Source organism: Acuticoccus sediminis, assembly GCF_003258595.1.
In the GTDB taxonomy this organism is placed as follows: Bacteria; Pseudomonadota; Alphaproteobacteria; order Rhizobiales; family Amorphaceae; genus Acuticoccus; species Acuticoccus sediminis.
In genome coordinates this window covers 419,481-443,057 of the sequence record NZ_QHHQ01000001.1, presented here as the reverse complement: position 1 = coordinate 443,057, position 23,577 = coordinate 419,481, and the positions used below count along the sequence as shown (strand labels likewise).

The 23,577-nt window shown below is 71.1% G+C and carries 24 protein-coding genes; 11 read left to right on the top strand and 13 right to left on the bottom strand.

Annotated features, from left to right (window positions below; all coding sequences use genetic code 11):
• The first annotated feature begins 194 nt into the window (after positions 1-194).
• Positions 195-1,319, top strand: coding sequence for a sensor histidine kinase (locus tag DLJ53_RS01835; RefSeq protein WP_162408767.1), 1,125 nt, complete (start codon positions 195-197; stop codon positions 1,317-1,319).
• A gap of 95 nt (positions 1,320-1,414) precedes the next feature.
• Here the strand turns inward: DLJ53_RS01835 and DLJ53_RS01830 are convergent, their stop codons facing one another.
• Positions 1,415-2,176 (bottom strand): SDR family oxidoreductase, encoded by a 762-nt coding sequence (locus DLJ53_RS01830; RefSeq protein WP_111341816.1) that lies wholly within the window; start codon positions 2,174-2,176, stop codon positions 1,415-1,417.
• 217 nt (positions 2,177-2,393) lie between these two features.
• Between DLJ53_RS01830 and ada the strand changes: the two genes are divergently transcribed.
• Positions 2,394-3,473, top strand: a complete 1,080-nt coding sequence (ada, locus tag DLJ53_RS01825; RefSeq protein ID WP_226573542.1) for a bifunctional DNA-binding transcriptional regulator/O6-methylguanine-DNA methyltransferase Ada — start codon at positions 2,394-2,396, stop codon at positions 3,471-3,473.
• Positions 3,463-4,167, top strand: coding sequence for a 2OG-Fe(II) oxygenase (locus DLJ53_RS01820; protein WP_111341814.1), 705 nt, complete (start codon positions 3,463-3,465; stop codon positions 4,165-4,167). The genes ada and DLJ53_RS01820 overlap by 11 nt, the downstream gene beginning before the upstream one ends.
• A 24-nt stretch (positions 4,168-4,191) precedes the next feature.
• Here DLJ53_RS01820 and uraD read toward each other — a convergent pair whose 3' ends face one another.
• From uraD to DLJ53_RS01780, 8 genes are all read right to left on the bottom strand, one after another.
• Positions 4,192-5,667, bottom strand: coding sequence for a 2-oxo-4-hydroxy-4-carboxy-5-ureidoimidazoline decarboxylase (uraD, locus tag DLJ53_RS01815; protein WP_111341812.1), 1,476 nt, complete (start codon positions 5,665-5,667; stop codon positions 4,192-4,194).
• Positions 5,657-6,694, bottom strand: a complete 1,038-nt coding sequence (locus DLJ53_RS01810; protein ID WP_111341810.1) for a guanine deaminase — start codon at positions 6,692-6,694, stop codon at positions 5,657-5,659. Before DLJ53_RS01810 ends, uraD begins: the two co-directional genes overlap by 11 nt.
• Complete coding sequence (xdhC, locus tag DLJ53_RS01805; RefSeq protein WP_111341808.1) at positions 6,688-7,497, bottom strand: xanthine dehydrogenase accessory protein XdhC; 810 nt, start codon at positions 7,495-7,497, stop codon at positions 6,688-6,690. Before xdhC ends, DLJ53_RS01810 begins: the two co-directional genes overlap by 7 nt.
• A gap of 67 nt (positions 7,498-7,564) precedes the next feature.
• The gene (locus DLJ53_RS01800; protein WP_111341807.1) at positions 7,565-8,845 is read right to left on the bottom strand and encodes a TRAP transporter large permease; all 1,281 of its coding nucleotides are present in this window, start codon (positions 8,843-8,845) and stop codon (positions 7,565-7,567) included.
• 6 nt (positions 8,846-8,851) lie between these two features.
• Positions 8,852-9,337 carry a methyltransferase family protein gene (locus tag DLJ53_RS01795; protein ID WP_111341805.1) on the bottom strand — a complete coding sequence of 162 codons (486 nt, stop codon included), beginning with the start codon at positions 9,335-9,337 and terminating at the stop codon, positions 8,852-8,854.
• A gap of 3 nt (positions 9,338-9,340) precedes the next feature.
• Positions 9,341-9,901: a TRAP transporter small permease gene (locus tag DLJ53_RS01790; RefSeq protein ID WP_111341803.1), complete on the bottom strand. Its 561-nt coding sequence runs from the start codon at positions 9,899-9,901 to the stop codon at positions 9,341-9,343.
• The gene (locus tag DLJ53_RS01785; protein WP_111341801.1) at positions 9,898-10,365 is read right to left on the bottom strand and encodes a GFA family protein; all 468 of its coding nucleotides are present in this window, start codon (positions 10,363-10,365) and stop codon (positions 9,898-9,900) included. Before DLJ53_RS01785 ends, DLJ53_RS01790 begins: the two co-directional genes overlap by 4 nt.
• A gap of 10 nt (positions 10,366-10,375) precedes the next feature.
• Positions 10,376-11,347 carry a sialic acid TRAP transporter substrate-binding protein SiaP gene (locus DLJ53_RS01780; RefSeq protein ID WP_111341799.1) on the bottom strand — a complete coding sequence of 324 codons (972 nt, stop codon included), beginning with the start codon at positions 11,345-11,347 and terminating at the stop codon, positions 10,376-10,378.
• Between the two features lie 280 nt (positions 11,348-11,627).
• Here DLJ53_RS01780 and acuI point away from each other — a divergent pair, with 280 nt between their 5' ends.
• From acuI to acuR, 3 genes are all read left to right on the top strand, one after another.
• Positions 11,628-12,620, top strand: a complete 993-nt coding sequence (gene acuI, locus DLJ53_RS01775; RefSeq protein WP_111341797.1) for an acrylyl-CoA reductase (NADPH) — start codon at positions 11,628-11,630, stop codon at positions 12,618-12,620.
• Between the two features lie 122 nt (positions 12,621-12,742).
• Positions 12,743-13,321: a peroxidase-related enzyme gene (locus DLJ53_RS01770; RefSeq protein WP_111341795.1), complete on the top strand. Its 579-nt coding sequence runs from the start codon at positions 12,743-12,745 to the stop codon at positions 13,319-13,321.
• 191 nt (positions 13,322-13,512) lie between these two features.
• Positions 13,513-14,193: an acrylate utilization transcriptional regulator AcuR gene (acuR, locus tag DLJ53_RS01765; protein WP_244934980.1), complete on the top strand. Its 681-nt coding sequence runs from the start codon at positions 13,513-13,515 to the stop codon at positions 14,191-14,193.
• A gap of 69 nt (positions 14,194-14,262) precedes the next feature.
• Here the strand turns inward: acuR and DLJ53_RS01760 are convergent, their stop codons facing one another.
• Positions 14,263-14,712 carry an SRPBCC family protein gene (locus DLJ53_RS01760; protein WP_111341794.1) on the bottom strand — a complete coding sequence of 150 codons (450 nt, stop codon included), beginning with the start codon at positions 14,710-14,712 and terminating at the stop codon, positions 14,263-14,265.
• 175 nt (positions 14,713-14,887) lie between these two features.
• Here DLJ53_RS01760 and DLJ53_RS01755 point away from each other — a divergent pair, with 175 nt between their 5' ends.
• Entirely contained in the window at positions 14,888-15,946 is a 1,059-nt protein-coding gene (locus tag DLJ53_RS01755; protein WP_111341792.1) for an adenylate/guanylate cyclase domain-containing protein, read from the top strand.
• 28 nt (positions 15,947-15,974) lie between these two features.
• Here DLJ53_RS01755 and DLJ53_RS01750 read toward each other — a convergent pair whose 3' ends face one another.
• Both DLJ53_RS01750 and DLJ53_RS01745 read right to left on the bottom strand, forming a co-directional pair.
• On the bottom strand, positions 15,975-16,748 hold the full coding sequence (locus DLJ53_RS01750) for a DUF899 domain-containing protein (RefSeq protein ID WP_111343958.1): 774 nt from the start codon (positions 16,746-16,748) through the stop codon (positions 15,975-15,977).
• Positions 16,749-16,797: 49 nt separating this feature from the next.
• Positions 16,798-17,085 (bottom strand): hypothetical protein, encoded by a 288-nt coding sequence (locus DLJ53_RS01745; RefSeq protein WP_111341791.1) that lies wholly within the window; start codon positions 17,083-17,085, stop codon positions 16,798-16,800.
• A gap of 122 nt (positions 17,086-17,207) precedes the next feature.
• On the opposite strand from DLJ53_RS01745, the gene DLJ53_RS01740 reads away from it, so the two are divergent.
• Both DLJ53_RS01740 and DLJ53_RS01735 read left to right on the top strand, forming a co-directional pair.
• Positions 17,208-18,428, top strand: coding sequence for an HTH domain-containing protein (locus DLJ53_RS01740; protein WP_111341789.1), 1,221 nt, complete (start codon positions 17,208-17,210; stop codon positions 18,426-18,428).
• Between the two features lie 27 nt (positions 18,429-18,455).
• Positions 18,456-19,088 carry an NHL repeat-containing protein gene (locus tag DLJ53_RS01735; protein WP_111341788.1) on the top strand — a complete coding sequence of 211 codons (633 nt, stop codon included), beginning with the start codon at positions 18,456-18,458 and terminating at the stop codon, positions 19,086-19,088.
• Between the two features lie 21 nt (positions 19,089-19,109).
• Here DLJ53_RS01735 and DLJ53_RS01730 read toward each other — a convergent pair whose 3' ends face one another.
• Entirely contained in the window at positions 19,110-20,054 is a 945-nt protein-coding gene (locus DLJ53_RS01730) for a HupE/UreJ family protein (protein ID WP_202912953.1), read from the bottom strand.
• A gap of 562 nt (positions 20,055-20,616) precedes the next feature.
• Here DLJ53_RS01730 and nirB point away from each other — a divergent pair.
• Positions 20,617-23,061: a nitrite reductase large subunit NirB gene (nirB, locus tag DLJ53_RS01725; protein ID WP_111341785.1), complete on the top strand. Its 2,445-nt coding sequence runs from the start codon at positions 20,617-20,619 to the stop codon at positions 23,059-23,061.
• Positions 23,061-23,402 (top strand): nitrite reductase small subunit NirD, encoded by a 342-nt coding sequence (gene nirD / locus DLJ53_RS01720; RefSeq protein ID WP_111341783.1) that lies wholly within the window; start codon positions 23,061-23,063, stop codon positions 23,400-23,402. The genes nirB and nirD overlap by 1 nt, the downstream gene beginning before the upstream one ends.
• Positions 23,403-23,577 lie beyond the last annotated feature (175 nt).

Below are 23,577 nucleotides of genomic sequence, written 5' to 3'. Positions count from 1 at the left end.
ATGCCCGAGGCGCCGTCGTCCCGGCGGAGGGCGCGCGGGTGCGGGTCGAGCGGACGGAACCGTCGCCATTCCCTGGAGTTGATAGTCCTTTGCGGCGGTCCGCCGGAGAGCGGCAATCGAGCGGTCGAGGGCGCATGCTGGCTTTGGCGACGGCGGGGTGCGATGTTCCCCCGGTGAACACGAGTACATCCGAAGTGACAGCCCAGTCCGATCTGGCGACCCTGTGCCGACGCAAGGCGCTCGACCAGTTTGCGATCCTCGACACACCGCGAGAGTCCGAGTTCGACGAGATCGCCGAACTCGCCGCGGCCATCTGCGAGGCGCCCGTCGCGCTCGTCAGCTTCGTCGATTCCGACCGCCAGTGGTTCAAGGCGGAGGTCGGGTTCGGCCGCCGCGAGACGCCGCTCGACCAGTCCATCTGTGCCTACGCGCTGGCCGAGGACGATATTCTGGAGATCCCGGACACCCGCCTCGACCCCCGCTCCAGCTTTAACCCTCTGGTTGCGGGAGAGCCGCACGTGCGGTTCTACGCCGGGGCGGTCCTGCGTACGGCGGAAGGCGTCGCCATCGGCACCCTGTGCGTCCTCGACAACGAGGTCCGCAGGCTGACGGAGCTGCAGCGCCAGACCCTCAGGGTCCTCGCCCGGCAGGTCATGCGGGAGCTGGAGCTGCGCGTCGCACTGCGACTGCAGGACACCCTGCGCCGCGAGATCGACCACCGGGTCAAGAACCAGCTCCAGTCGGTCGCCTCGTTCGTGCGGCTGAAGGCGACCCGCGCGCGGGACATGCCGACCCGGCGCGCGCTCGAGGCCGTGTCCTACCGCGTCTCCGCCGCCGCGCTGCTCCACGAGGAGATGCACTCGCTGCCGACCGGCGACGAGATCGCGCTCGATCGCTACCTCGACAAGCTCGGCCGCCTCGTCGCCGCATCCGGCCCGGAAGGCGTGGCAGTCGACGTCGCCATCGATCCCGTCCGGGTCTCCGCAACACAGGCGTCGGCGGTGGCGGCCATCGTCAACGAGTTCGTCACCAACGCCTTCAAGCACGGTTTTCCCGACGGACGGCCCGGGCGGATCACCGTGATCGGGCGGGTCCGGGACGGCGTCCTAGAAGTCCGGATGGCGGACGACGGCGTCGGCTGCGACGGGGCGCTGGAGAGTCAGGGGATCGGCATGCGCATCATGGATGCCGCCGCGAACCAGATCGCGGGCGAGCTCGTGTTCGACACGTCCGGCCCCGGCGTCGCCCTGAGCCTGACGGCCCCGCTGGTGATCCCGCCGAGCCTCGGCGACGTCCCCTTTCCCCTGCCAAAGGGCTGAGACCGCGCCGCCGCGATGACCGGGAGGACCGCACCCGTGCGGGTGGGCGTTCGAGCGGGGCGAGGGGCCCCGCCCGATCCGGGTCCGGCCGGCCGCTAGATGCAGCGCCCGCCGTCGATCTCGAGGTTCACGCCCGTCACCAGCTCGGCATCGTCCGAGGCGAGGTAGACCGCGGCGCCGGCGATGTCCGACGGCTTCGACAGCCGGCCCAGCGGGATCGTCGCGATGAACTTCGCGCGGTTCTCCGGCGTGTCGGGGACGCCCATGAATGTCTCCAGCAGTCCCGTCTCGCCCATCACCGGGGCGATGCCGCAGACGCGGATCTTCTCCGGCGCCAGCTCGATCGCCAGCGACTTGGTGATGTTGTTCACCGTCGCCTTGGTCGCGTTGTACCAGACGAGGCCCGGACGCGGCCGCACACCGGCGGTCGAACCGACGTTGATCATCACGCCCCGGCCGATCGAGCGCCAGTGCGGCAGGATCGCCTTGGTGAAGTGGAAGATCGATTTCACGTTGATCGCGAACAGCTTGTCGAACGTCTCCTCGTCGGTGTCCATCACCGGCGTGTTGCGGTTCGACCAGCCGGCGTTGTTCACGAGGATGTCGATCTCGCCGAAGGCGGAGATCGCCGCGTCGACCGCGCCATTCACGGCGGCTCCGTCGGTGATGTCGCAGATGAGGGGCGTCGCGGCGTTGCCGAGCGAGCTCGCGACCGCCTTCGCACCCTCCTCGTTGATGTCGAGAACCGCAACGCGCGCCCCTTCGGCGACGTAGCGCTCGGCGATGCCGCGGCCGAAGCCCGACGCGGCTCCGGTCACGAGCGCGGTTTTCCCCTTCAGGCGCTGGCTGTCGGCCATACTTAACCTCCCGATCATTTTGTTGTTTGTCGCGACCGTAGACGGAGCGTTGGCGGCGGGGAAGAGTTTGCGATCAACTGTCGAGACGACGCCGCGGCGCGGAAGGGCCATCTGAGGGGCACGAGAGGTTGCAGGGCGGATTCCCGGGCCCGTGCCGCAAGGCCGAGGCTGTCATGACCGGCCCGCAGAACCCGACCACCATGCGCGGAGTCGCACGATGACCATGTTGGACCAGATGACCCATGAGGTTGACCCGGTGCCCGAGGATCCGCGGTGGATCGCCGTGTGCGACCGCGACGCGGAGCAGGACGGCGCGTTCGTCTACGCGGTGGCGACGACCGGGGTCTATTGCCGGCCGAGCTGCCCGTCGCGCCGCCCGCTGCGCCGCAACGTCAGCTTCTTCGCGCTCACCGGCGATGCGGAGGCTGCAGGCTACCGACCCTGCCGCCGCTGCCGGCCGACGGAGATGTCGCCGGCGCAGCGCAACGCGCTGATGGTGGAGGCGGCCTGCCGGTCCCTCGCCGCCGGTCCGGTGCCGCTCGCCGAGCTTGCGGAGGCGGCGGGCGTCAGCGCGCATCACTTCCACCGCACCTTCAAGGCCCACACCGGCACCACCCCGGCGCAGTTCGCCCGGGCATGCCGGGCCCGCCGGGCGGCCGAGGCGCTCGCCGCGGGGGATCGTCCGGCGGGGGCGGCCTTCGCCGCAGGTTTCGCCAGCCTGTCGCGCTTCTACGACGAGGCGGCGGCGCGCTTCACCGTCCACCCGTCAGCGCTCGCCCGCGGCGGGCGGGGGGAGGTCATCGTCGTCACCTCGGGCGCCTCGGCGCTCGGGATCGTCACGGTCGCCTTCTCGCGCCAGGGCATCGCGGCCGTCCGCCTCACCGACACCGAGGCGGAGGGGCGACAGGAGATCGACGGGATCTTCCGCGACGCGCTCGTGGTCGACGGCGGCGAGCCGTTCGAGGCCCTGCTCGGGGACGTGCTGGCGGCGGTCGAGGAGCCGTCGCTCGCCGCGGAGCTGCCGGTCGACATCCGCGGCACCGCTTTCGAGGAGCGGGTCTGGGGGGCGCTCAGGGACATCCCGATCGGCACCACCGCGAGCTACGCCGAGGTGGCCGCGGCCATCGGGGCGCCTACCTCCCACCGTGCGGTGGCGCGGGCGTGCGGGGCCAACAGGATCGCCGTGCTGGTGCCGTGCCACCGCGTCGTGCGGGCGGACGGATCGCTCGCCGGATACCGCTGGGGCGTCGAGCGCAAGAAGACACTCCTGGCGAAGGAGGCAGCCTATGACGGATGACGTCGCGACCACGGTCGCCAATCTCGACTGGGACCGCATCGGCGCCGAGCTCGACGAGTACGGCGTCGCGCGGACCGGGCCGGTGATCGCGCCGGAGACGTGCGCCGCGATCACCGGACTCTACGACGAGGACCGCTTCCGCAGCCGCGTGGTGATGAAGCGGCACGGCTTCGGCTCGGGCGAGTACAAGTACTTCGCGAACCCGTTGCCGGACCCAGTGGCGGCGCTGCGCGCGGCGGTCTACCCCCACGCCGCGAAGGTCGCCAACGGCTGGGCGGAGCGGCTCGGCATGGAGGCCTACCCCGACACGCTGGAGGCGATGCTGGAGCGCTGTCACGCCGAGGGGCAGACCAAGCCGACGCCGCTGGTGCTGAAGTACGGCCCCGGCGACTACAACTGCCTCCACCAGGACCTTTATGGCGCCGTCGCCTTCCCGCTGCAGCTCGTGGTGCTCTTGAGCGACCCGGCATCGTTCGAGGGGGGCGAACTGGTCCTGACGGAGCAGCGGCCGCGCATGCAGTCGCGCGCCGAGGTGGTGACCCTCGGGCAGGGGGAGGGGGCGCTCTTCACCACCTCCATCCGTCCCCGCCGCGGCACCAAGGGCGACCACCGCGTGATGCTGCGCCACGGCGTCAGCCGCCTGCGCTCGGGCGAGCGCTACACCCTCGGCGTCATCTTCCACGACGCCGCCTGAGGGCGTCGTGGCGTCGGTTCCCGCTCAGTCGAGGCCGGCGAGGGCGCGGACTTCGGCGAGGATCTTGTTCTCGACCATGAGGGGGCCGGGCTTGCGGCGGTTGATGTGGCGCCGGGCGCCGGGGAGGCGCACGCCCGGCACCTTGCGCAGCCGCTCGACGAAGGCCTGCGCCTCGGCCAGCGCGCCCTCGCCGCCGAGCGCCTCCGGCGACAGCGCCATGACGAAGACGGCGCCCACCGGCAGCCCGACCTTCGACGTGTCCTCGGCGACGTCACTGTAGGGGCCGCCGCAGAGGCCGGCGAGGAGCTCCACCATGAGAGCGATGGCCGAGCCCTTGTGCCCGCCGAAGGGGAGCTGCGCGCCCTTCAGGATCTCTGCCGGGTCGGAGGTCGGCAGTCCGTCCGGGCCGAGGCCGACGCCGTCCGCCACCGAGCGGCCCTCGCGCGCGGCCAGCATGATGTCGCCGCGCGCCATGGTCGAGGAAGCCATGTCGATGGCGACGGGTGGGTTGCCGGGTACCGCGAAGGCGAGCGGGTTGGTGCCGAAGACCGGCCGGGTGCCGCCCGCGGGAGCGAGGTAGGGAAGGTTCGCGGTGCAGGCGAAGCCGACGAGGCCCTGCTCGGCGAGCCACTCGGTCTCCGGCCACATCGCCTGGAAGTGGGCGACGTTGGCGAGCGACAGGACGCCGACGCCGAGCTCCTGCGTCAGTCTGGCGAGCTCGGGCAGGGTGACGTCGTAGGCGTAGGGCGCCGCGCACCGCATCGCGTCGTAGCGCAGCACCGCGCCCTGGCGGGAGATGAAGCGCGGCGCGGCGTGCCCGTCGATGGCGCCGGCCTTCATCGCCGCGATGTAGCCGGGGATGCGGAAGACGCCATGCGAGTGCGCGCCGTCCCCCTCGGCCACCAGGGTCATCTCCGCGACGGCGGTCGCGCAGGCCGCGCTGGCGCCGTTGCGGGCGAGCGCGGTGCCGATGAGGCGCAGCAGGTCGTCCCGCTCGACCGGGGTGCGCGGCACCTCGGGATGGACGTTCTTCTCCGAGATGCGCAGCGCGGCGATGCGGTGGACCTGGGCGAGCGCGGTCCGGAACTCCTCCTCCGGCGTCCCCTCGACGCGTTTGCGGAAGGCCTCGAGGATGGCCGCTCGGTCGAGACCGCGCACCGCGACGATGAAGGGAAACCCGAATTTCTCGACGTAGCGCGCGTTGAGGGCGCTGAACTCGGCGAACTCCGCCTCGGTACACTGGTCGAGGCCGGCGCCGGCCTGCTCCGCTGCGGACTCCGCCGTCAGGCCGCCGACGGCGAGGCGGCCGGCGAGGTCGGGGTGGGCGCGCAGGAGTGCCAGCTGCGCCTCGTGCCCCGTGCGGTCGACGATGCGGCGGAACACCGGCGCCAGATCGCCCGCCTCCGCGATGCCTCCGTCCCAGGCTCGCTCGGCGACCCAGGGGCTGTGCTCGTACACGCCACCATAGCATGCAACGAAGGCATCACGATCAACTTTCATCAACTGGTCTCCTGCGTTGCGGGACGCCTTCGGCCTCCGCCGCGACTTCCAACATGTCGAACGTCGTTCCCGCGCCGACGTCACTGCCGAGCTGAACGGTCACCCCGGCCTTCAGCAGCCGCGTGACGTTGCAGCGTCCGGACCCGAGGAACCGGTTGGCGGTCGGGCAGTGGGCGACGACTGCCCCCGACTCGGCCAACAGCCCCACCTCGCGGTCCGACAGGTGGATGGCGTGAGCAAAGATCGCGCCAGGGCCGACGAGGCCGAACGACTCGTAGACGCCGAGATAGTCGGGTGCGTCGGGGAAGAGGCGGCGCACCCATTCCACCTCGTCGGTGCTTTCGGCGAGGTGGGTCTGCAGGGTGCAGGTCGGGAACTCCTCCCACAGCGTGGCGGCCGCCTCCAGCAGCGCGGGCGTGGACGTCGGCGCGAAGCGGGGCGTGATCGCGTAGGTGAGGCGACCGTTCTCGGCGCCGTGCCAGCGCTCGATCAGGGCGCGGCTCTGGTCGTAGGCCTCCATCGCCGGCGTGAGCAGCGCGGACGGCGCGTTGCGGTCCATCATCACGAGGCCGGCGCAGATGCGCAGCGAGCGGTGCCGCGCCTCTTCGAACAGCGCATCGACCGAGACCGGGCTGGAGGCACAAAAGACCGTCGCCGAGGTGGTGCCGACGGCCTCCAGCGCGTCGCAGAACTCGCGTGCGACGGAGCGGGCGTAGGCCGGGTCGTCGAAGCGCGCCTCCTCCGGGAAGGTCACCGACTCCAGCCACTCGAGAAGGCCGCCGCCGAAGGTGCCCATGATGCGGGTCTGGCTGTAGTGGACGTGCGCGTCGTAGTGGCCCGGCGTCAGCAGGCCCGGGCTGTCGACGATGGGCGCGTCCGGGTACTCCGCGATCATCTCGCTCGCGGTGCCGTAGTCGAGGACCTCGCCGTCGTCGACGACCAGTGCGCCGTTCCTGATGATGGCGAAGGGGTCGACGCCGGTGATCGCCCCGCTGAACGGCCTGAGACGCCCGCGCTTGATCAGCATCCGCGATCCACCTTGAGGAGCTGCGCCGCGACGGAGGCCGCGATCACCGCGGGCTCCTTGCCGGGAATGTCGAGCCCGATCGGGCAGACGAGGCGCGAGGTGTCGAGGCCGCGCTCGTGCAGGCGGTGCAGGAACGCGGCCTTCTTCGAGGCCGAGCCGATGAGCCCGAGGAAGCCGAAGGGACGGCCCAGCACCGCCGCGACGATCTCGAGGTCGACGGCGTGGCTGTGGGTCATGACGAGGTGAAAGGCGTCGTCCGGCGCCTCGACGGCGACCGTCTCGGGCAGGGCGATGCGGCGGCACGGGATGGGACCGTCGACCGGGAAGGCGCTTTCGTGGCGCGCGTCGATCCAGGTGACGTCGAACGGGAGCGGGGCGAGGGCGCGCACCAGCGCCTGGCCGACGTGGCCGGCGCCGTAGACGCTGATGGAGCGCCGGGGCGGGTCGGTGAGGAGGGGGCCGTCCTCCTCGATGGTGAAGGGACCCTCGGGCGGCGTCTCGATCCGCTTCAGCGCGACGATGAGGTGGCCGCCGCAGCACTGGTCGAGCGCGGGGCCGAGCGGCAGGTCGAGCGTCAGCGTCGCGGCGCCGTCCTGCAGCATCCGGCGGGCGGCCTCGACGGTCCGCCGCTCCGCCTCCCCGCCGCCGATGGTGCCGACGAAGCGCTCCGGCGAGACGATCAGCCACGCGCCGCGGTCACGCGGGGTGGAGCCGGCCTTTCTGGTGATTGCGGCCACGACGGTGGGGCCCTTCGCGACAAAGTCGCGAAGTCGCTCCAGCGACGCCTCGCCCGTTCCTGCCATGGTCCTTCGATCCCGTCCGGTGCGGCCCTCTAGGTTCGGACCGGACGGGCAGCACAGTCAACCGAGATCAGCGGTAGATCAGCGTCGGCAGCCACATGGTGAGGGCGGGGACGAACGTGATCAGCGCCAGCACGATGCCGAGCGGGATGAGGAACGGTGCCGTCGCCACCACGCAGCGCTCGAACGGCACGTTCGAAACCCGCGAGAGGACGTAGAGCACCATGCCGATCGGCGGTGTCAGGAGCCCGATCATCAGGTTGAGCACCATGATCACCCCGAAGTGAACCGGGTCGATCCCCACCTGCGTCGCGATCGGCAGCAGCACCGGGACGAGAATGGTGATCGCCGCCACCGTCTCCAGGAAGCAGCCGACGATGAGGAGGATCAGGTTGATCAGGATGAGAATGACGATCGGGTTGTCCGACGCCGAGAGAAGCAGCGCGGCGAAGTGCTCCGGCACGCGGTTGGAGGTCAGCACCCAGGCGAAGATCGAGGCCGCGGCGACGATGAAGAGCACGACGGCGGTGGTCTCGATGGTGTCGTAGGAGACCCGCAGGAAGCGCCGCCAGGTCAGCGTGCGGTAGACTATGAGGCCGAGGAACAGCGCCCAGACGCACGCCGCGATCGCCGCCTCCGTCGGCGTGAACGCGCCGGTGAGGATGCCGCCGACGATGATGACCGGCGTCAGCAGCGAGAGGAAGGCGCGCTGCGACGTCGAGCCCAGCCGGCGGATCGAGAAGCGGGCGTCGCGCGGGTAGTTCCGCACCCGGGCGTAGTAGAAGACCATGATCATCAGCGACACGGCCATGATCAGCCCGGGGATGAAGCCCGCGGCGAAGAGCTGGCCGATGGAGGCGCCCGCCACGACGCCGTAGATCACCATCGGCAGCGACGGCGGGATGATCGGCCCGATGGTGGACGACGCCGCCGTCACGCCGACCGAGAAGCCGGGGTCGTAGCCGGCGTCCCGCATCGCCTTGATCTCGATGGCGCCGAGGCCGCCCGCATCCGCCACCGCCGCGCCGGACATCCCGGCGAAGATCACCGAGGCGCCGACGTTCACGTGGCCGAGCCCGCCGCGCATCCAGCCGACGAGGGCCTTGGCGAACTCGAAGATCCGCTCGGTGATGCCGGCGGTGTTCATCAGGTTGCCGGCGAGGATGAAGAACGGCACGGCGAGCAGCGGGAAGCTGTCCACGCCGTTGATCATCCGGTGCGCGACGACCATCGGCGGCACCTGCCCGGTGACGATGATGAAGATCGCCGAGGAGCCCGCGAGCGCGATGGCCACGGGAAAGCCGAGCGCGATGGCCCCGAAGAGGATTCCGAAGAGAAGTACGAGGTCCATATACGCTCAGAGGTAGCGGCGCACGCGGTCGCGGTAGGCCCGGTAGGGCGCGCCGAACTTGCGGTCGAGATAACGTTCCTCCGCGAGCACCACGCCCGAGTGGAGGATCATCGCGAGGGGAATCACCAGGAGGAGCGTCACCGGCCCGCCGAACGCGAAGCCGATGCCGAGCTGCAGCATGACCAGCGCGACGTACATCGGATTGCGCGTGCGGGCGAAGACGCCGTCGGTCACGAGCTGGGTGGAGGGGTGCCACGGCTCGACCGCGGTTCCGGCGCGGCGGAAGCGGGTCAGGCCGGCAAGGCCCAGCACGATGGCGCCGGCGACGAGCGCACCGCCGAGAATGATGCGCGGCAGCACCCATCCCTCGAAGGTGAGGCCGATCACCCGGTCCGCGCTGAGGCCGATCCCGAGGGAGGCCAGCAGGATCAGCGGCGGGGGAGCGAAGACGTCGGCGGTCTCTTCGTCGGGGGTCGTGATTTCGATAGTCATCGCTCACTCCATCGAGGGTGTGGCTTCGTGAAGCGCCGGGTCGATGAGGCGGCTGGACCCGGAGACGAGGTGGCGCAGGGCGACGATCACGGCGTAGACCGTCATCAGCGCGAAGCAGACGGCGATGCCGTAGTAGAGCCAGGACTTCGGCACATCGATCGACACCATCATCTGGAAGGTGCGGCCGGCGAGCTGGTAGGTGTACCAGGTCAGCGCGCCGTAGAAGACGACGGCCGCCACGTCGACGACGGTCTGCAGGACGCGCCGCAGCGGCCGCGGGAACCAGCGGTAGAGGATCTCCACCGCGATGTGGCTGCCCTTGCGCACCGCCATGATGGCGCCGATGAAGGTCACGGCGATCAGGAGAAAGCGGGCGATCTCCTCGGTCCAGCCGAGCGAGTTGTTCAGCACGTAGCGGGTGAAGAACTGCAGGAAGACGACGAACGCGAGCGTCCAGAAGACCACCAGCACGGGCGCGTCGTCCCACTGGATGTCGGAAAGGTCGATGTGCTCGTCGTCGGAGGCCAGATCGAGGGTCGATTCAGCCGGGGATTTGTCGGTCATGCAGGGACCGCGTCGCGAAAGGCTTTGACCAAGGCGTCAGGATCCTCGGGTTGTCCGGGGTGCGTGTAGACCGACGCGGGGAACTCCACGCCGGGCAGCGCCCGTGACGTCCAGATGTGGGCGGTGGGAACGATGAAGGACGGGTCGTCCAGCGTCCCGGCGCGCAGGTTGACGACGCCGCGGTCGGGCCGCGTGTGGACGATGCGCGTCCCGCAGTCGGGGCAGAAGTGGCACATCATGCGCGCGCCGGACGCGGCGGTGCGCTCGTATGCGGCAAGCGTCTCCCAGTCGACGGAGAAGTCGTCGGTGGCGAGGCGCAGCACCAGCGCGTAGGCGGAGCCGGTCTGCTTCTGGCAGTCCCGGCAGTGGCACGCGTAGATCGCGACCGGATCGCCGGTCACGATGTAGCGCACCGCATCGCAAGCGCAGCCGCCGAGCCAGGGAAGGGGAGGCCACGCTGCCATGGCCTCCGACCTACTGGATCGCCTGCAGGCGGTCGTAGGTCTCCTGGTCCCAGGTCGCCATGTCGCCGTTGTGCATCTTCTTGGTGGCTTCGATGAATGGGCCGCGGTCCACCTCGTTGACCGTCACGCCCTGCTCCTCGAACCAGGCGGCGAGTTCCTTCTCCTTGTCGATGATCTGCTGGGTGGCGCATTCGGCCGTTTCCTGCAGGACCGTCGACAGCGCCTCCTTGTCGGCGTCGGACAGCTGGTTCCAGGTCGGACCGCCGAGGATGGTCAGGAGCGCGTCGGTGATGTGGGCGGTGAGGTTGATGTCCTTCTGGACCTCGTAGAACTTCTTCGCCTGGATGGTCGGGAGCGGGTTCTCCTGCGCGTCCACCGTGCCCTGCTGCAACGCCAGGTACACCTCGGCGAAAGCGATCGGCGTCGGGTTCGCGCCGACGGCCTTGGGGAACATCATGTAGAGCGGCGCGTTCGGCACGCGGATCTTGAGGCCCTTCATGTCCTCGGGCTTCAGGATCGGCTTGTTCGAGGTGACGTGCCGGTTGCCGTAGTAGGTGAGCGAGACGATGTGGTTGCCGGTCGCCTTCTCGTAGCCCTCGCTGAGCTCCTTGAAGAGGTCGGAGTGCCGGTAGGCGTCCCAGTGCGCGTAGTCGCGGAACATGAAGGGCGCGCCGCCGATGGCGATCGGCCCATAAGCGCGGCCTGCGAAGAGCTGGCCGGTGTAGATGATGTCGACGGTGCCGAGGCCGAGGCCCTCGTTGATGTCGACTTCCTTGCCCAGCGACGAGGCCGGGAAAACCTCGATCCCGTAGCGATTGTCGGTGGCGGCGAGGAGCTTGTCGGACGCTGCAACGGCGCAGGTGTGGTACGGCTCGCTCGACTCGTAGACGTGCGCAAACTTCAGCATCGTCTGAGCCGACGCGGCCACAGGCGCGAGCGCCAGCGCGGCGGCGGAGGCCGCCAGAATCGTACGGATGATCATGGAATCCGTTTCCCCCCTGATGATGGACGGTTAACACCGCTCTTTGTTCGCGAGCCTATGATGTTCGCGTCCGCCACTCAACAGGCTTTTGTTATGGCCGCGAGGGCCGCCTGAAAAAAATCAGAGGGATGGCAACGCGATTTCGGCCGGACGACGACGACCGGGGACGCCGTGTTGATTTAAATAGACGTTCGGTCTATTTCCCGTGGTGACGATGAACAGGACCCGCAGGGCGCGCCGCCACATCGCGAGGGCCGCTCCGCCAGGGGAGGAGACTGCAGTGTTCGACGCCATCCTCATCGACAAGGACGATTCCGGGCAGACCGTCTCGGTGACCAAGCTGGACGACGACCGGCTGCCCGAGGGCGACGTCACCGTCCGCGTCGCGTGCTCGACGCTCAACTACAAGGATGCGCTGGCGATCACCGGCAAGAGCCCGGTGGTGCGCAGCTTCCCCATGGTGCCGGGCATCGACTTTTCCGGCGTGGTGGAGGCGTCCTCCAGCGCGGACTGGAAGGCCGGCGACCGGGTTGTGCTCAATGGCTGGGGCGTCGGCGAGCGGCACTGGGGCGGTCTCGCCGGCAAGGCCCGCGTGAAGGGGGAGTGGCTGGTCCCGCTCGTCCCGGCCTTCTCCATGGAGGAGGCGATGGCGATCGGCACCGCCGGCTACACGGCGATGTTGTGCGTGATGGCGCTGGAGCGGAACGGCGTGACGCGGTCCGCCGGCCCGGTGCTGGTGACGGGTGCGGCCGGCGGCGTCGGCAGCGTCGCGGTGGCCCTCCTCGCCAAACTGGGGCACGAGGTCCACGCGGTGACAGGCCGCGCCGAGGAGGCGGACTACCTGACGGCGCTCGGCGCGTCCGAGATCCTGCCCAGGGCGGACTTCACCGAGCCGGGCCGCCCTCTCGGCAAGGAGCGCTGGGCGGGCGCGGTGGACGTCGTCGGCGGACAGGTGCTCGCCAACGTCTGCGCGCAGATGCGCTATCGCGGGACCGTGGCGGCGTGCGGCCTCGCCGGGGGCATGTCCCTCCCGGCCACCGTGGCGCCCTTCATCCTGCGCGGCGTGACCCTCGCGGGCGTCGACAGCGTCATGTGTCCGCGCGAGGATCGGATCGAGGCCTGGCGGCGCCTCGGGGAGGATCTCGACCCGAAGCTGCTCGCCGGGATTGTGCAGCGGCTCTCCCTCGCCGAGGCGATCCCCGCCGCGGACCGCCTGATCGCCGGCAAGGTGCGCGGCCGCATCGTCGTGCCGATCGACCCGTCCGTCGCCTGAACCGTCACGGCGTCGGCCCCGCGGCGTGCCGCGATGCGGCGCAGCCGCCGGGCCGGCGCTTCCGTCGCGCACCCCATCAGGACCGGACGCTGGAGCCGGTTCCCCTGCCGAAGAGTGGACACATGACCGCCGTCGATCTGCCGATCAGCCGCTTCCCCGTCCCGCCGCTCGCCGAGATGCCGGACGATATCCGCGCCCGCATCGAGGCGGTGCAGGAGAAGTCGGGCTTCATCCCGAACGTCTTCCTCGTCCTCGCCCACCGGCCGGACGAGTTCCGCGCCTTCTTCGCCTACCACGACGCGCTGATGGACAAGCCCGGCAACCTGACGAAGGCCGAGCGCGAGATGATCGTGGTCGCGACCTCCAACCTCAACCAGTGCCAGTACTGCGTGATCGCCCACGGCGCGATCCTGCGGATCCGGGCGAAGAACCCGCTGCTCGCCGATCAGGTGGCGGTGAACTACCGCAAGGCCGACATCACGCCGCGCCAGAAGGCGATGCTCGACTTCGCGGTGAAGGTCAGCCAGTCGGCCGAGACGGTGGGCGAGGCCGAGATCGAGGCGCTGAAGGCGCACGGGTTCGACGAGGACGACGTCTGGGACATCGCCGCGATCGCCGCCTTCTTCGCGCTGTCGAACCGAATGGCGAATGTCACCGGCATGCGCCCGAACGCCGAGTTCTACACCCTCGGCCGCGGCTGAGGATGCGCCATCGGCCCGCCGCCGTGCCGGGCTCCGACCTTCGTCCCGCGTCGCCGGGGCTTGAGGCGGCGGGATGCCGTTCTATTTCATGGCGTCGTTAACCTATTGACCCGTCGACGGGCCTGTCCGGTAACGTCGTGCCGGTGCGTCCCGGCGGGTCCGGCCGGGATGGCCGTGCAGGAGGTCCAGCGTTGAGCCAAGACTCCGTCGGCCCCGTCTTCGTGTCGCCGGACGACGCGCCCCGTCCGCGGCGCCGCGGGCGGCCGCCGCGCGACGCGGCCCGCCTGGTGGAGGCGCGCGAGAATCTCCTGCGCACCGGTGTCGCGATGCTCACCGAGCGGGGGTTCGGCGCCGTGGGGCTGGACGAGATCCTCGGCACGGTGGGCGTGCCGAAGGGCTCATTCTACCACTACTTCGGCTCCAAGGCGGACTTCGGCCTCGCGCTGATCGACTCGTACGCCGCCTATTTCGCCCGCAAGCTCGACCGCTGGTTCCTGGACGAGCGGCTCGCCCCGCTCGACCGGCTGCGCGCCTTCGTGGCGGACGCCCGGGCCGGCATGGAGCGCTTCGACTTTGCCAGGGGTTGCCTCGTCGGCAATCTCGGGCAGGAGATCGGCGCCCTGCCGGAGCCGTTCCGCGCCCGCCTGTCGGCGGTGTTCGAGGACTGGGAGATTCGCACCGCGCGCTGTCTCGAAGCCGCGAAGGCCGCCGGGGAGATCGCCCCGGACGTGGACTGCCGCCACCTCGCGCAGGTCTTCTGGATCGGCTGGGAGGGCGCCGTGCTCCGCGCCAAGCTGGAGCGCAGCGCGGCGGCGCTCGACCTCTACGCCGAAACCTTCTTCGTCCTGCTCTCGCGCCGGACGACCCGGTAAGGCCCCCGGCGCCTGCGGGGCCGCCACGGACGCAGGGTCCGCGCCGGGGCCGGATCCGGCGGCGGCGTCCTAGCCGGTGCGGCCTTCGAAGGGGTCGGGGCCAGGATCGCGTCCGCCGGCGGCGACGGCGAGGCGGCCGAGGTAGTGCGTCCAGCCCTCCTCGTGGCCGGCGCATTGGGCCTCGCTCGGCAGACCGGTATGGGTGAGGCGCAGCAGGGTGCCGTCCGGCTGCTCGATCAGGTCGATCTCGACGAGGCTCGACCCCGGCGGCACGGCATCGCTGCCGTCCCAGCCGAAGCTGTAGGCGAGGCGGTGCACCGGGACGACCTCGCGGAAGGCGCCGCGGGCGCACCGCGCCCCGGTGACGTTGACGATATAGGCGCCGTCCACACGGGGCTCGACGTCCGCCTCCGTCCCCATCCAGCTCAGGATCTTCTCCGGATCGGTGAGGAGGGCGAAGACGGCGGCGGGCGGCGCCGGGATGTGCTGCTCGCGGCGAACGACGAAGCCGTCCTGCATCGGGTTTCCTCCATGTTTTCGTGCCGGGTTCCCGTGCCGGTCGGGGCGCGGCGGCACGCGCCGGATCCGGCGGGTGGCCCGTTCCACGGCCAGACGGCGAAAATAGGTCCTTCCGCCGGGCCGTCCATGACCGGCGCGGATGACAGGGGTCGTGCCGTCGCGGCATGATCGCCGCATGGACCTGCCACCAACCGTCGCCTGGCTCGTGGACGAGGCGAGCGCCGTCAGCGGCCCCGACCGCTTCCTCGCCGATCTCGCCGCCCGGCTGACGGGGGACGGTGTACCGCTCGCACGCGGCGCGGTGGCGATCGCTGTGCCGCACCCGATCATCTCCCACCGCACCTTCCTCTGGCGGGGGGACACCGGCGCCGTGGTCGAGGCGTTCGGGTTCTCCGCCGGCCCGGGCTTTCAGGCGGCGCGCGACTGGCTCGCCGGGTCCGGCCCGGTCCACGAGGCCGTGCTGGGCCGGGCCCCCGGGGCCACTCTCCTCGGCTGGGCGGCGGCGCGGCCGCTCGACCCCGGCGAGACGCGCCGGGTGGACGAGGCGTCGCGGTTTGCCGCCGCCCCGCTCGCGGCCCTTGCCGCGCGGGCGGCGCTGACGGGCCTCCTCGAGGCCTACCTCGGGCGGCGCAGCGCCGCCCGTGTCGAGGCCGGGGCGCACGGCCGGGGCACCGGTGAGACGATCCGGGCGGCCCTGCTCTACGCCGACCTTCGCGACTTCACGGTCATGTCCGAGGCGACCGAGCCCGCGGTGATGATCGCCGCGCTCGACGCCTGGTTCGACCGTGTCGCCGGGGCGGTGCATGCCTTTGGCGGCGAGGTGCTGAAGTTCATCGGCGACGGGGTGCTGGCGATCTTCCCGGTCGTCGGCACTCCGGGCGAGGCGTGCGAGGCGGCGCTGCGCGCAGCGGCGGCCGCCCGCGCCGGCATGGCCCACCTCGACGCGGCACGGCGGGCCCAAGGCGCGCCGCCCCTGCGGTACGGCATGGCGCTCCACCTCGGCGAGGTGCTTTGGGGCAACGTCGGCGCGGCGAACCGGCTCGACTTCACCGCCATCGGACCCGCCGTGAACCTCGTCAGCCGGCTCGAGGGGCTCTGCCGCGTGCTGGGGCGGCCGGTGCTGGTCTCGGGCGCCGTCGCGGCCGAGATCGCAGCGCCGCTCGTCCCGCTCGGCGAGCACCCGCTTCGCGGTGTCGCCACCCCGTGCGCCGTGTTCGCCCTGCCCGACCGCTGACATCCGACGCGCGTCCGCCGGTGGCGTCTCAGCCGCCGTAGGCGTCGCGGTGGCGCAGCCAGCCGCCCGGCTCGTTGCGGCCGAGCGGGGCCCGGTCGAGCCACTGGTACACCGCCCACAGGCTGTCGACGCCGCGCGCGTACGTCGAATAGGTGTGGTAGACGTCCCCGTCCTCCAGGACGAAGGCGCTCGTGCCCGGCCGTTCGCGGGCGTAGGTTGCCGGATCGGTGCCGCTGATCTCGGCGTTGGTCGCCGGCACGGTCGGTGTCGTGCGCGTCGGTATCGACGGGGCAGACGCCACGACGGGCGGCTCGTCCCGGTAGTTGTAGCGGATGCCGTCCCGCTGCTCCTCCTCGGTGAACGTCACCTGGAAGTCGGTGTTGAAGGCGCTTCCGCCGGACGACGCCCACGGGAAGGTCCACCCCATCCGCCGCCTGAAGCCTTCCAGCTTCGCCAGCGGTGCGCTCGACACCGCCCAGAAGGCGACGTCGTGGTGCTGGAGGTGGACGACGATGCCGTTGAACCCGTCCGCGATCGCCGAGCAGGACGGGCAGCCCGCGGCGTAGTCCGGCCCGAACATGAAATGGTAGACGAGGAGCTGCGAGCGCCCGCCGAAGAGGTCGCGCAGCGAGAGACTGCCGTCCTCCGTCTCGAACCGGTAGTCCCTGTCGACCCGGACCCAGGGCAGGCTCCGGCGCTGGAGGGCGACCTGGTCGCTGCGACGCGTGAGGTCCTTCTCGGCGTCGAGCAGCGCGAGGCGTGCCGTCAGCCATTCTTCGCGTGTCCCCTTGGGGTGGTGCATGTCCATCGTGTGCTCCTTCAGGTGTCTCGGAATTCGGTTGCAGTGGCGGTCAGTCGCGTCGGGGGCCCGACCGGGCGGACGCGAGCCGCAGCCACGGCGCGAGGTGGACGGCGCTCATCGCGAGGTACATCGTCACCATGCCGCCGATGGGGGAGGCGCTCTGGCCCGGACCGCAGAGGGCGCCGGGCGCGTCGAATGCCGCCGTCAGCAGCGCGAGCGCGGCGAAGGCGGGCGCGGCGACGAGGCCGAGCCCGTCGGCCATGTCTTGCGCGACCGTGCCGGCGGGGGCGCAATGGCGGTCGCGCGCGGCGTCCGGGGGGTGGGGGCGATGAAGCATCGGGGGTCTCCCGTCGGTTCGACGTCGCGGCCGGAATGTCTCCGGCCTCGGTCTGCTGGTCACAGCGGGAAGGTAGGGATCGGTGCCGGAGCGGCGTGAGTGACAAGTGTGGCGCGATTTTCATGGACCCGGTGATCGACGCCGCGGCCGGCGCGCTGGCGTCCGGCGATCCGCTCGGCGCGCTCAACCGCGTCGCCCTGCGCAACGATGCGGCGGCGCTCGCGCTGCGGGGCATCGCCATGGCGCAGATCGGCGATCTCCCCCGCGCCCGGAGCCTCGTCAGGGCGGCGGCCCGCGCCTTCGGCCCCGAGGCCGGGGTGGAGCGGGCACGCTGCGCGGTCGCCGAGGCGGAAATCGCGCTCGCCCTGCGCGACCTCACCCACCCGACGCTGCCGCTCGACACGGCGGCGGACGCACTGGATCGCGGCGGCGACCGGCTGAACGCCGCGTACGCGCGCTATCTCGCCGCGCGGCGGCTGCTGCTGATCGGCCGGGTCGAGGATGCGGCGCGCGCGGCCGGCGTGCTCGACGCCGCGGCGCTTCCCGCGGCGTTCCGGGCGGCGCACGGACTGGTGGTCGCCGGCATCGCCGTGCGGCGCCTGCGGGCGGGGGAGGCGCGCGCGGCGCTGGCGCTCGCCCAGCGCGACGCGAGGCGGGCGGGGGTCCCGGCGCTCCTCGCGGAGGTGGAGGCCGCGGCGCTCGTCCTCGAGACACCGGCCGCGCGGCTGGTCGCGCGCGGCGGGGAGCGGCTTCTGAAGCTGGACGAGGTCGAGCGGGTGATGGCGACGGACGCCGTCATCGTCGACGCCTCGCGGTATGCGGTACGCCACGAGGGCCGCGCTGTGGTGCTCGCATCGCGCCCGGTGCTGTTCGCCCTGGCGCGGTCGCTCGCGACCGCGTGGCCGGGCGACGCCCCGCGCGAGGCGCTGCTCGCCGAGGCCTTCCATGCGCGGCACGCCGACGAGTCGCATCGCGCGCGGTTGCGGGTCGAGATCGGCCGCCTGCGCAAGGCGCTGGAGGGGATCGCCGACATTACCGCGACAAGGCGCGGCTTCCGGCTGTCGGCGCCGGGCGCCGCCGAGGTGGTGGTGCTGGCGCCACCCGCCGACGACGAGCACGCGGCGGTTCTCGCCCTGTTGGCGGACGGGGAGCTGTGGTCGAGCTCGGCGCTGGCCCTGGCGCTCGGGGTGAGCCAGCGCACGGCGCAGCGCGCGCTCGACACGCTCGCCTCCGCGGGCAAGGTTCAGTCCGTCGGGCGCGCCCGGGCGCGCCGCTGGATGACGCCGCCGACGCCCGGTTTCCCGACAAGCTTGTTACTCCCCGCCCTGCTGCTCGGCAGGTAGGGGGGACGGAACACAGGGAGTGACGGCATGCGACGAGCGGCAGCGGAGATCATCGCGGAATTCGGACCGTTCGACGGCGTCGATGCCGTGCACGGGGTGACGTACGACGGAACGTCGGTCTGGTTCGCGTCCGACGGACGGCTGAACGCCATCGCGCCGGCGGACGGCGCACTCCGGCGCGCGCTCGACGTTCCGGCGAGCGCCGGGACCGCGTTCGACGGCACTCACCTCTACCAGATCGCCGGAGACCGCATCCAGAAGATCGATCCGGGCTCGGGCGATGTCCTGTCGTCGATCCCGGCGCCCGGCGGCGGCGCCGATTCGGGGATGGCGTGGGCCGAGGGATCGCTGTGGGTCGGCGAGGCCCGTGCGCGCTGCATCCATCAGGTGGACCCGGAGACCGGCGCCGTCCTGCGCACGCTCGCCTCGAACCGTTTCGTCACCGGCGTGACCTGGGCCGGCGGGGAGCTGTGGCATGCGACGTGGGAGGACGACACCTGCGACCTCAGGCATATCGATGCCGGGACCGGCGAGGTGCTGGAGGTGCTGGAGATGCCGGCAGGGGTCAACGTGTCGGGCCTGGAGTCCGACGGGGCGGACCTATTCTTCTGCGGCGGGGCCCGCAGCGCGACGATCCGCACGGTGCGCCGCCCGCGGTGACGGGCGGGGCCGCATGTTACGTCAGGCGGCGAAGCCCCAGATCCGTTCGATGACCCAGAACGCGCTCACGGCGCCGATCGCGTACGGCGGCACCCTGCGTGCTGCGAGCGGCCAGGCCCGGTAGAGCCCGAGCGCGCGGATCGCGAGAAGCGCGGCGGCCACGAAGAGGAGCTGGCCGAGCTCGACGCCGATGTTGAATGCGGCGAGGGCGAGGGGAATGTCGGAGGGCGGCAGACCGATCCGCGACAGCGCCCCGGCGAACCCCAGCCCGTGGAGGAGGCCGAAGGTGAAGGCGACGAGCCACGGCTTGCGGGCGGTGAGCGTCGCCTCCCCGTCGAGGGTCCGCAGGACCTCGAGCGCGAGGAACATGATGCTGAGCGCGATGGCCGCCTCGACCGGCGGTCCGGGCACCCGCACGATGCCGAGCACCGCGAGGCTCAGGGTGATGCTGTGGGCGACGGTGAAGGCGGTGATCGTCTTGACCAGCCTGCCGACCCCCTTCGTCAGCAGGATCAGCGCGAGCACGAAGAGAAGGTGGTCGAACCCCAGCAGGATGTGCTCGACGCCGAGCCGGACGTACGAGGACAGAACGCTCCACCCCGTGGGAGCCTGCGGCACGGACGCCGAGGGGGCCGCGGGCTGGAGGAGGAGCGTGTGCCGGGCGCCGTCGAGCAGGGTGACGTTGGCGAGGACATCGATGGCGGTGCGCGCGAGGTTGCCGATCGCGATCCGGGTCCCGGCGAGGTCCGCCGTGCCGGTCAGGCGGAAGCGGCGGACCGCGAACCCGTCGAGGACCGTATCGCCGCCGATCGTCGTCCGGGTAAAGGCGGGATCGAACTGCGGTTCGATGTCGGGGAAGGTGTCGCCCGTCCTCGGCACCTTCCAGAGGACGTTATAGGACCGGGGTGCCGTCTGGTCGATCTGCAGGTACGCGGGACGCACCTCGTGGGCCGTTGCCGCCGCCACCCAGCCGAGCCAGACCGAAAGGACCGCGAGGAGGACCCGTCCGATGGCCGGTCGCGCGGGGCGAGCACGGCCGCAGCACCCGGGCCGCGGTCCGCGGGACCGCCGGTCCCGCACCGGCAGGCCGGTCGCACAGGGATGGGGGGTCTGTGTCATGTCGCGCCGGGCGCCCCGTGGTCGGCGGAGTGTAGACGGATTTTGCGGCGAAGGGTGATGGGTCGGCGGGATGTGACCTGAGCCGAGGAAAAACCGCCCCGGTGGCGCGGCCGCCGTCAACAGAAGCCTGCAGAAAATTTGAGCAGATTGCATAAAAATGGTGGCTTGAAGGCCGCGGGACGTTCGGCGATACACGTTACGTTCGGTGTTGAAGGTCTTGCGTAGACCATCGCCCGGGCGCCACCGCAAAGATGCGGCATTTCCAGACAGCTGACCTTCCGGGACCTTCGGTCGTGGAAGGGCATGTGCAGCAAAGGCGCTGCCTCACTCCGTTTCGGCTTATCGCCCTCCGGAGCGCGGCGCCTGTTCGCGTTCCGGTTCTTCCCCGAGAAACCAGGAGCGCGCGCCCATGGCGAAGACCAGGCTTGTCATCGTTGGTAACGGTATGGCCCCCGGCCGGATGCTGGAGCACCTCTTCGAGGCGGCGCCCGAGGCCTTCGACGTCACCATTTTCAATGCGGAGCCGCGGGTCAACTACGACCGCATCATGCTCTCTCCGGTCCTGTCGGGCGAGAAGACATACGACAGCATCGTCATCCACGGCGACGACTGGTACGCCCGCCACGGCGTGACCCTCCACAAGGGCCAGCGCGTGACCGGGATCGACCGCGTCGCGCGGACCGTGACCTCCGACGCGGGGGTGTCCGCCGCCTACGACACCCTCGTCATCGCCACCGGGTCCGACCCCTTCATCATCCCGGTCCCGGGCCGCGACCTGCCGGGCGTGCGGGCCTACCGCGACCTCGACGACGTGGAGGCGATGCTCGCCGCCGCCGACAGGGGCGGCCGCGCCGTGGTCATCGGCGGCGGCCTCCTCGGCCTCGAGGCGGCGGCGGGGCTGAGAGCGCGCGGCATGGACGTCACCGTGCTGCACCTGACGCCGACGCTGATGGACCGCCAGCTCGACCCGGCCGCCGGCTACCTCCTCGAAAAGGCGCTCACTGCGCGTGGCATCGAGATCCGCTGCGGCGCCGACACGAAGGCGATCCTCGGCGACACACGGGTGACGGGCGTCGAGCTGAAGGACGGCACCGTCATCGACGCCTCGCTGGTGGTGATGGCGGTCGGCATCCGCCCGAACACGCTCCTCGCCAGGGCCGCCGGGCTCGAGGTGAACCGCGGCATCGTGGTCGACGACGGCATGGTGACCTCCGACCCCGCGATCCTCTCGCTGGGCGAGTGCGCGGAGGTGGGCGGGCGCGTCTACGGCCTCGTCGCGCCGCTCTACGACATGGCGCGGGTCGCGGCCGACCGGCTGACTGGCGGCGACGCGGCGTTCAGGCATTCCGAGGTTCCCACCAAGCTGAAGGTCACGGGCTGCGACCTCTATTCGGTGGGCGACTTCGCCGACGGGCCGGACCGCGAGGAGATCGTCCTGCGCGACGCGGCCCGCGGCGCCTACAGGCGCGTCGTCCTGAAGGACAACCGGATCATCGGCGCCGTGCTCTACGGCGACACCGCCGACGGCGCCTGGTTCAACGACCTCCTGAAGAAGGGCGTCGACGTCTCCGGGATGCGCGAGACGCTGATCTTCGGTCAGGCCTTCCAGGGCGGCGGGCAGATGGATCCGGTCGCCGCCGTCGCGGCCCTGCCGGACGACACGGAAATCTGCGGCTGCAACGGTGTCTGCAAGGGCAGGGTCGTCGCCGCCATCACGGAAAAGGGGCTCACCAGCCTCGACGACGTGCGCGCTCATACGAAGGCCTCGGCTTCCTGCGGGTCCTGCACCGGCCTCGTCGAGAACCTGATGTCCGCCACCCTCGGCGACGCCTTCAACGCGAACGCGGTGAAGTCGATGTGCGGCTGCACGCCGCTCGGCCATGGCGAGGTGCGCCGCCTCATCAAGGCGAAGGGCCTGAAGTCGATCCCGGCGGTGATGCAGGAGCTGGAGTGGTCGACCTCGGGCGGCTGCGCCAAGTGCCGTCCCGCGCTGAACTACTACCTCGTCGCCGACTGGCCGGGCGAGTACGAGGACGACGGCCAGTCGCGCTTTATCAACGAGCGCGTTCACGCCAACATCCAGAAGGACGGCACCTATTCCGTGGTGCCGCGGATGTGGGGCGGGCTCACCTCGGCGCAGGAGCTGCGCGCCATCGCCGACGTGGTGGAGAAGTTCGACATTCCGACCGTGAAGGTCACCGGTGGCCAGCGCATCGACATGCTGGGCGTGAAGAAGGAGGACCTGCCGGCGGTCTGGGCCGACCTCGGCCAGGCGGGGTTCGTGTCCGGCCACGCCTATGCGAAGGGCCTGCGCACGGTGAAGACCTGCGTGGGTTCGCAATGGTGCCGCTTCGGCACGCAGGATTCCACCGGGCTCGGCGTGAAGCTCGAGCGGTTCCTGTGGGGGTCCTGGACGCCGGCGAAGGTGAAGCTCGCCGTGTCGGGCTGCCCGCGCAACTGCGCCGAGGCGACCTGCAAGGACGTCGGTATCGTGTGCGTCGACAGCGGCTACGAGATCCACTACGCCGGCGCCGCCGGCCTCGACATCAAGGGCACCGAGGTCCTCGGCCTCGTGAAGACGGAGGAGGAGGCCATCGAGGTGACGGCCGCGCTGATCCAGATGTACCGCGAGCAGGGCTACTACCTCGAGCGTATCTACAAGTGGGCCCGGCGCGTCGGCTACCAGGTGGTGCGCGAGCAGATCCTCGAGGACGCCGGGAAGCGGCGCGAGTACTACGACCGCTTCGTCCTCTCCCAGACATTCGCTCAGTCGGACCCGTGGTCGGAGCGTGTGTCCGGCAAGGACAAGCACGAGTTCAAGCCGCTCGCCGCCCTTCAGCCGGAGCTCGTCTGATGACCGCGCACACCGACACCCGCGCCGCCTACGCCATCGTTGGCACCATCGACGACATCCCCGCCCAGGGCGCGCGCTGCGTCACGATGGGGGAGACGAGGGTGGCCGTCTTCCGCACGGCGGACGACCGGATCTTCGCCCTGGAGGACAGGTGTCCCCACCGTGGCGGCCCGCTGTCGCAGGGGATCGTGCACGACGGGTGCGTGACCTGCCCGCTGCACAACTGGGTGATCTCGCTGCAGTCGGGCCGCGCGACCGGTGCCGACGACGGCGCCACCTGCACCTTCGACGTCCGCCTCGAGGGGCGGACGATCCACCTGGCGATGCGCGCGAACGACTAGCGCGCCGCCGGGGCTCTGCTTCCACCGCCACGCCCTCGCGACGTCGTTCCCCTGCGCGGCGTGCATCGGCCCCTGCGCGGCGACGGGATGCCGGCGGGGCCCGACGCCGGCCCGTCGCCGCTGTTCACGCAAGGGCATAGCGGCTGCGCGCCGCGGAGGGACGGCTCGCCTTGCG

What these genes read in the sequence shown, in the direction of transcription:
- DLJ53_RS01830 (WP_111341816.1), bottom strand. Translation starts at nt 2,176, where the DNA reads ATGGCCGACAGCCAGCGCCTGAAGGGGAAAACCGCGCTCGTGACCGGA.
- ada (WP_226573542.1), top strand. Translation starts at nt 2,394, where the DNA reads ATGACCATGTTGGACCAGATGACCCATGAGGTTGACCCGGTGCCCGAG.
- DLJ53_RS01820 (WP_111341814.1), top strand. Translation starts at nt 3,463, where the DNA reads ATGACGGATGACGTCGCGACCACGGTCGCCAATCTCGACTGGGACCGC.
- uraD (WP_111341812.1), bottom strand. Translation starts at nt 5,667, where the DNA reads ATGAAAGTTGATCGTGATGCCTTCGTTGCATGCTATGGTGGCGTGTAC.
- DLJ53_RS01810 (WP_111341810.1), bottom strand. Translation starts at nt 6,694, where the DNA reads ATGCTGATCAAGCGCGGGCGTCTCAGGCCGTTCAGCGGGGCGATCACC.
- xdhC (WP_111341808.1), bottom strand. Translation starts at nt 7,497, where the DNA reads ATGGCAGGAACGGGCGAGGCGTCGCTGGAGCGACTTCGCGACTTTGTC.
- DLJ53_RS01800 (WP_111341807.1), bottom strand. Translation starts at nt 8,845, where the DNA reads ATGGACCTCGTACTTCTCTTCGGAATCCTCTTCGGGGCCATCGCGCTC.
- DLJ53_RS01795 (WP_111341805.1), bottom strand. Translation starts at nt 9,337, where the DNA reads ATGACTATCGAAATCACGACCCCCGACGAAGAGACCGCCGACGTCTTC.
- DLJ53_RS01790 (WP_111341803.1), bottom strand. Translation starts at nt 9,901, where the DNA reads ATGACCGACAAATCCCCGGCTGAATCGACCCTCGATCTGGCCTCCGAC.
- DLJ53_RS01785 (WP_111341801.1), bottom strand. Translation starts at nt 10,365, where the DNA reads ATGGCAGCGTGGCCTCCCCTTCCCTGGCTCGGCGGCTGCGCTTGCGAT.
- DLJ53_RS01780 (WP_111341799.1), bottom strand. Translation starts at nt 11,347, where the DNA reads ATGATCATCCGTACGATTCTGGCGGCCTCCGCCGCCGCGCTGGCGCTC.
- DLJ53_RS01770 (WP_111341795.1), top strand. Translation starts at nt 12,743, where the DNA reads ATGACCGCCGTCGATCTGCCGATCAGCCGCTTCCCCGTCCCGCCGCTC.
- DLJ53_RS01760 (WP_111341794.1), bottom strand. Translation starts at nt 14,712, where the DNA reads ATGCAGGACGGCTTCGTCGTTCGCCGCGAGCAGCACATCCCGGCGCCG.
- DLJ53_RS01755 (WP_111341792.1), top strand. Translation starts at nt 14,888, where the DNA reads ATGGACCTGCCACCAACCGTCGCCTGGCTCGTGGACGAGGCGAGCGCC.
- DLJ53_RS01750 (WP_111343958.1), bottom strand. Translation starts at nt 16,748, where the DNA reads ATGCACCACCCCAAGGGGACACGCGAAGAATGGCTGACGGCACGCCTC.
- DLJ53_RS01745 (WP_111341791.1), bottom strand. Translation starts at nt 17,085, where the DNA reads ATGCTTCATCGCCCCCACCCCCCGGACGCCGCGCGCGACCGCCATTGC.
- DLJ53_RS01740 (WP_111341789.1), top strand. Translation starts at nt 17,208, where the DNA reads ATGGACCCGGTGATCGACGCCGCGGCCGGCGCGCTGGCGTCCGGCGAT.
- DLJ53_RS01735 (WP_111341788.1), top strand. Translation starts at nt 18,456, where the DNA reads ATGCGACGAGCGGCAGCGGAGATCATCGCGGAATTCGGACCGTTCGAC.
- nirB (WP_111341785.1), top strand. Translation starts at nt 20,617, where the DNA reads ATGGCGAAGACCAGGCTTGTCATCGTTGGTAACGGTATGGCCCCCGGC.
- nirD (WP_111341783.1), top strand. Translation starts at nt 23,061, where the DNA reads ATGACCGCGCACACCGACACCCGCGCCGCCTACGCCATCGTTGGCACC.